This is a genomic window from Micromonospora yongxingensis (assembly GCF_052601155.1).
Genome location: NZ_JBQXEO010000050.1, coordinates 1 through 6,373, shown reverse-complemented (window position 1 = coordinate 6,373; position 6,373 = coordinate 1). Strand labels below are relative to the sequence as shown.

The 6,373-nt window shown below is 69.1% G+C and carries 4 protein-coding genes; 1 reads left to right on the top strand and 3 read right to left on the bottom strand.

Annotation, left to right across the window (positions count from 1 at the left end):
* The first annotated feature begins 633 nt into the window (after positions 1-633).
* The gene (locus ACTWLT_RS31435; protein WP_445321480.1) at positions 634-1,935 is read left to right on the top strand and encodes a hypothetical protein; all 1,302 of its coding nucleotides are present in this window, start codon (positions 634-636) and stop codon (positions 1,933-1,935) included.
* A gap of 102 nt (positions 1,936-2,037) precedes the next feature.
* Here ACTWLT_RS31435 and ACTWLT_RS31430 read toward each other — a convergent pair whose 3' ends face one another.
* The 3 genes from ACTWLT_RS31430 to ACTWLT_RS31420 all read right to left on the bottom strand — a co-directional run bounded on the left by ACTWLT_RS31430 (position 2,038) and on the right by ACTWLT_RS31420 (position 6,042).
* Positions 2,038-3,234: a glycosyltransferase gene (locus tag ACTWLT_RS31430; RefSeq protein WP_445321479.1), complete on the bottom strand. Its 1,197-nt coding sequence runs from the start codon at positions 3,232-3,234 to the stop codon at positions 2,038-2,040.
* Between the two features lie 20 nt (positions 3,235-3,254).
* A complete protein-coding gene (locus ACTWLT_RS31425; RefSeq protein WP_445321478.1) occupies positions 3,255-4,529 on the bottom strand; it encodes a glycosyltransferase family protein in 1,275 nt (424 codons plus the stop codon).
* Positions 4,530-4,620: 91 nt separating this feature from the next.
* Positions 4,621-6,042: a lipopolysaccharide biosynthesis protein gene (locus tag ACTWLT_RS31420; RefSeq protein WP_445321477.1), complete on the bottom strand. Its 1,422-nt coding sequence runs from the start codon at positions 6,040-6,042 to the stop codon at positions 4,621-4,623.
* Between the last annotated feature and the right edge of the window lie 331 nt (positions 6,043-6,373).

Genomic DNA, 6,373 nt, shown 5'->3' with positions numbered 1-6,373 from the left:
CTCCTGAAAGGAAGCTGGCGGCCGTGACCCAACCGGAGAGCACCGCCACCTTTTCCGACCCGTGTTCCGACGGCCATCACCGCCGTGACTTCACGTTCGTTGACTCGTTCAGTGAGTACTGGTTCGACGGGTCACCGTCCGGACCGGCTCGCACGGCGACCGGGACGGAAGATCCGATTTCTGGGGTGGAAGACGACGCCCTGATTTCGGAATCACCGGCGGTGTGGCCTTCGTCGATGATTCTCTGTGCCGGTGAGATCCGGTGGGCATGGCCCAAGCGTGTGCACGGTGCCCGGTGCGTGACGCGGTGGCGGCCGAATCACGCACCCGTCCGGTGCGGTTTGCGCAACGTGGTGGGGCACCTGACAGTGTGGAGGTTTGGCGAGTGGAAGCGCAGAATCCCGTCCGTCCTGGCTCGCGGCGGTCCGCCGCGGTCGGTTCGGCGGGGCGACCGGTCGGGAGTGGGCTGTGGTGACCACCCTCGACGGAGCCGTCGGCGGTCGGCATCGGTCGCCGGTCGGGGGTGCCAGCCAGTGGCAGCTCCCCGAGTCATGGCCGTCCGATCACGACCCCGACCGGCCAGCGGCGGCGAATCGTGAGGCACCGAAGGCGCGAAGAGTCGCGTGGCTTCCGATGTGGCTGGCCGTGGCCTGGTTGCTCGGCACGTTCGGCGCGTTCTGGCTCACCGGGTTGTCCAGTGATGTGGAGAACCCGGGTCAGCTCTGCGTGTTCGTGCTCGGGGCGACAGCGCTCTTCGTCGGTGGATACGTGGCGCAGATGTCGCGTCGGCAGCTCTCGGTGGCTCCCGCGACGCACTCGACCGACCGCATCCGGCGAGTGCGCCAACTGGTCCTCGCCGCTTCGATCTACTACGCCGTCCTGAGCCTGACGCGGTTGGCCGAGTTCGGCGCCACCGGCCCGCAGAGCGTCTGGGCGAGCATTCGGGCTCCCGCGACCGGATATCTGAACAAGTTCGACGTCTATCAGCAGGGCGTGGGCGACACGAGCCCCTGGATGAACGCGCTGTTCCCGTTGGGCGTCCTCAGCGTGGCCCTGGTGCCGCTGCTGGTGGTCCACTGGCGAAACCTCCCCGGCTGGCTGCGGCTCGCGGGCCTGGTCGGGACGACGCTGCACATGGCGTTCTACCTCTTCATCGGCACCACGAAAGGGCTCGGCGACGTCGTCATCATGCTGGCGGCCGGGATGCTGATCGCTCGGGCTTCGGTGCGGCACCGGCGGCGGGTGCGCTCTCGACGTCGGAGAGTGCTGGTGCTGGTCGCCGCGGCGTTCGCGCTCCTGGTCGCCTACATGATCCACAGTCACGCGGCGCGGGCGACCGAGTTCGGCACCACGGGCGCCCTGGTGCAGGTGAACCCCGCTGTGGAACGTGTCGTCGGTGGGCCGATGGCCGAGGGTATCGCCGACGTGATCGGCTACCCGACCCATGGCTACCTCGGGCTCTCCTACAACCTGCAGGTGCCGTTCGAGTGGTCCCGTGGTCTCGGCAGCGCGCCGTCCGCGGCGATCTTCGCCGAGCAGACCATGGGGGCGGACCTGTCGGATCACCCGTCCTACCCCGACCGGACCGAGCAGGAGAGGGGGTGGCCGGCGCGCATGTACTGGGCCACCATCTACCCCTGGCTCGCCTCTGACCTCACGTTCCCCGGTGCGGCGTTGTTCATGGGGCTGGTCGGATGGCTCTTCGCCGGCTCCTGGCGGGCGGCGGTGTCCTCCCGACGCGTGGTCCCGACACTGATCTTTGCCCAGCTCTGCATCCTCGTCGTGTACGTGCCGGCGAACAACCAACTCGGGATGGCGCCGGAATCCATCGTCGGGATGACAACGCTACTGGCGCTCTACGCGATGCAGTCGCTCCTCGGCGGACACCGGCAGGTGCGGGCGAACCGGGATCGCCAGCGGCACACCTGGCGGTGAGCACGGCGTTTCGGGCTCCTCGGCGTACCGGCGATCCTGCCGGAGGGCCGACGGAGCCCGAAACGCGCGGGGCCGCCGGGTGACGGGCGAGCCCGGCCGCCTTCAGTCCCAGTTGCGGAAGAAACTCCCGAGAGGCTCCGCGTAGGCCCGGTAGTCGAACGATTCGAGCGCCTGGCTTCGCGCGGCCTGGCGCATGAGGCTGCGCTGGGCTCCGCTCAACCGCGCGGCCGTACGGAACGCCTCGGTGACCTCGGCCAGGCTGTGGTCACGGCAGACCAGGCCCTCAAGGTTGGGGCGCAGGTATCGCCCCATGTCGCTGGTGAGGTTGGCGATCACCGGTGTGCCACTGGCCAGGCTCTCGCAGAACTTCGTCGAGAAGCCCGCGTCCGCCGCCCGCTCCGGCCGGCGGACGAGGACGCTGAAGTCCGCCTCCTGCAGGGCACCGGCCACCTGGGCCTGCGGTAGGCGCCCCAGGCACCGCACCCCGTCCGGCAGCGGTCGGCCGTCGAACAGGTGGCGTACGTCGTCCAATGTCGGGCCGTAGACGCGCAGCTCGACACTCGCGCCCTCGCGCTGGATGTGGCCGACCGCCTCGATGACGGTGCCCAGCAGATCCTTCCTGTTCCCGTGCGGGTTGCCGGCGTAGACGAGCCGGAGGGGGGACGAGTCGTCCACCGTCTGCCTGGCGTCCACGGTCAGGTTCTTGACGTCGAGGGTGGGCGGCACCCGCAGGATCGGCTTGTCGGTGCGACGGTAGTGGTTCTCCAGGTAGGAGCTGATCGCGATGATGCCGTCGCAGCGGGGGTAGTAGTGATGAAGGGCCAGCTTCATGCTGGCGTGCAGCGGACCGAGGTAGCCCCCGCGCACGTGCCGGCCGTTGAACCAGTCGACGACATCGACGATCAGCGGCACCCTGTTGCGGCGACACCATCGCTGAAGGTGGAACATGTACTGGGCCTGGCCGCCGTGCACCAGGACGTGCGACGGCCTGGTCGGCTGTGCGTCCAACCACCGGACCGTCCGCTGACCCCACCGCAGCAGAGTCTGTATCGAGCTGGCGAGCGGCCCGGCGTCCGGCGGCGGCTTCTCCGACAGGCCGATGTGGGAAACCGAGCCCGGTCCGTCGATGCCGGGTAGCGCAGTGGTGGTGAGCGGCTCGGGACCACCGCCGGCGACCACCACGTCGTAACCGGCGGCGGCCAACGACGCCACCAGGCCGTAGACCCGGCGCGAGCCCGCCTCGCCCCAGGGGAAGAGGAACGGACCTGCGCAGGCGACCCAACGTGAACGGCGTATCATCGCAGCACCTCAGCTTGTTTCTAGGTCAGTTGCCCGCGGGTGGCCTCGGAGACGGCGGAACCGGCTCTCGCCGCCGAGCGCAGCGTGGCGGCGAACCGTGCGGCCACGCTGTCCTTCGCGTGTTCCTGCCGTGCGAACTCGATCCCGTTGCGGGCGAGCCTCTCCCGCAGGCCCGCGTCCCGGCACAGATCGGTCAGGCCGCGGACCAGCGCGGCGGTGTCGCTCGCCCCGACGATCACGCCGGCGCTGGCCTCCCGGATGTGGTTCATCGAGGCCACCTCGGCGGGCCCGTAGCCGAAGATGGGACGGCCCGACGCCAGATACTGGGGGATCTTCGTCGACACCGAGTAGCGGGTGTAGCGCCGGATCTCCTCATCGAAGGACTCGATGTGCACGAGAACGGTCGCGGAATGCAGCGCGGCGGGCACCTCGTCACTGGCCAGCGACGGCCCCAGCCGCACCCGCTCCAGGTGGGCGAAGTGCTTTCCGTACTGGGCGAGATCCCTCTCCGGGGAGTGGATGGTGAGCCGTACGGGCAGACCGGCCTCGGCCACGCTGTCCAGGGCGGCGCCGATGTCGCGGAGCGACTGCCACCGGTTGAGGTGCAGGGCGCCGACGTAGACCAGCTCAGTCACGGGCCGCTGCTCCGCCGCGTCGTTCGGGGCGGCGAAGAAGGTCTCGTCGACGCAGTTCACGAAGGGGCTGAACGGAATGCGGTAGCGCCGGCCGTACTCCTCCGCCATCGGCTGACTGATGACCATGCCGAGGGGGGCGAGGCGCAGGAGCCGGGCGACCGCCTCCTGGACCGCCCGGTCCGCGCGGCCGAAGAGTTCGCCCTTGTCGTACAGGGTCGCCGGCCAGTCGTCGGTGAAATGCGGCACGACCGGGACGCCGCACGTGCGCGCCGCGAGAGCGGTGATCCTCGTCAGCCGCACGCTGCCCAGCATGGAGTAGACGAGGTCCGGTCGGAAATCGCGCATCCACTCGGTCAGCTTCGGTGGAACACGGATGGGACTCAGGTCGGCCGTCGCGCGCAACTGCGCGTACGCCTTGGCCATGCCGGGTCGTTTTTCGGCCGCCGCGTGGACGGCGGCGATCGGCCGACTCTGTTGCAGTGGCGTGTGACCGTTCCACCCGAGCATCCGCATAGAGTAGTACTGGATGGGAAGGTAGTGGTCCCGCGGCGGGAAGTGGAAGTAGTTCTCGCACACTTCCGTCGATGGCGTGATGTTGCCGGTGTAGACCTGCCCGAGGCGGTCTTTCGGCCAGCCGGAGAAGAGGTTCGACAGGGTCATGGCGGTCCCGCTGACACGACTGAAGGGCGTGTGGCTGACCACCAGTACCCGCGGAAATTCCTCGTCCAACAGCATCAGTGCATCGCCTCTCTCAGGTGGATCGCAGAGTCAGTGCCCGGCGATAGCCGTAAATGGCGGCCGGGACAACCGTGATGGTGTATATGACGACCGCGATATATGGCGCCGCGGATACGCCGAACCAGTGCACACCGTATAACTTGCCGATGACGGACAACGGTAGGTACAGCAGATAGCCCCACAGTTGTGGGCGTATGACTCCGGCGGCGTTCTGCACCATGAATCGTGGGGAGATCGCGGCCAGCACGATCCACCAACAGGCGAAGCCCAGCAGTAGTGCGCGGTTTCCGACCGGGATCGGGAGCCATGCGGCGAAGAGTTCCTCGCCGAAGATGACCAGCAGGGTCGACGGCAGCAGTGCGATGAGCGTGGAGACGATCGTCATGCGCCGGACCGTTCTGCGCACCCAGCCGATGTCCCCGCGTGCGAGGGCTTCGCCGTGCATCGGCCACAGCGGCTGGTTCACCAGCGTCACCAGCGCGCCGAGCTGGGTGAACAGCTTCGCCGGCACCGCGTACGCGGTGACACTGGCAAGGCCCAGGACGTGCGCGATGATCAGCGGGTCGGCATTGTCCGCCAGGACCATCACCAGCGTCACCAGGAAGAACAGGCCGCCGAGACCGAACAGGTCACGGATCCCGCGCCCGTCGATGAATCTCGGGCGGGGCGCCAGCTGCGGCAGGCGCCGCCCGAACGTCCACGCGGTGTTGGCGATGTTGACCAGCAGTGGGCCGACGGCGATGCTGGCGATGACGGCTATCGGAGGAAGCTCCAGGAACACGGCGCCGAGCGCGAGCGGTAGCGACAGCGCGCTCGCGGTCGCCTGCCAGACGTTGCTGGCCGCCACCTGCTGGTACGCGTACTGGACCCGGGCGACCAGCGACAGCGGAATGTTCAGCAGGAACGCGGTCAGGCAGATCATGGCGACGAGGCGCGCGTCCCTGGCCGCCGCGCCGGTGGCGTTGAAGAGCGACGACCATGGAATGAAGCCGCTGACCAGCCAGAGCAGGGCGCACAGCGGGAGCGCGACGCCGCAGACCGCCGCGTAGGCGCTGGAGACGTAGCGCCGCGCTGTGTCCGTGTCGCCGTCCACCCGACAGGGCGCGAGCCTGGTCATCAGGCCGAGGCCGACGCCCAGGTCCGCGAAGGCGACCATCCCGGTGACCGCGAGGACCGCGGCCCAGAGCCCGTACAGATCGGTGCCGAGATACGACAGGGTCACGGGCAGGAGGAAGAGCGGTACGAGTGCGCTGACCGCCCGACTCAGTGCGGCGGTGGCGATCCAGGACAGCAGCCGGCGACCGCGGCTCGTGGTCGGGGCGGCGGGGGCGGCGGGCGCGGTGGGTCGGTCGACCGTCTGGACGACGGACCCAGGTCCGGGTGCCGCGGCGTCCGGGTGCTCCTGCCGCTCGAACCTGTCGTCCGGGGCCCGCATCTTTCGGTCCTATCGATCTGCGGCGAGCGCCGGAGGGACGCGCCTGGCGATCCAGGTGCCGCGACGCGGCCTCGCGCTGGGGTTTCCCCCGGGGCATAACTGCTGGTGAGGGCATTTGGGTGCGGCCTGATGCCGCGATGTCCCTCGACCGGCGCTCGCGGCCGACGCGTCCCGCCCCCAGTGGGACACACCCGATCCGAACCCCTGGCCGGCGCACCCGCGCGCCCTCCGGGTGCAAGCCGTGATGGCGGCCGGCTTGTGACATGTGTCGCCCGAAACACGCAACTTGTCGCTAAGGCGGTTGTGCGGGTCGTTTGGGGCGTTTCCTCGT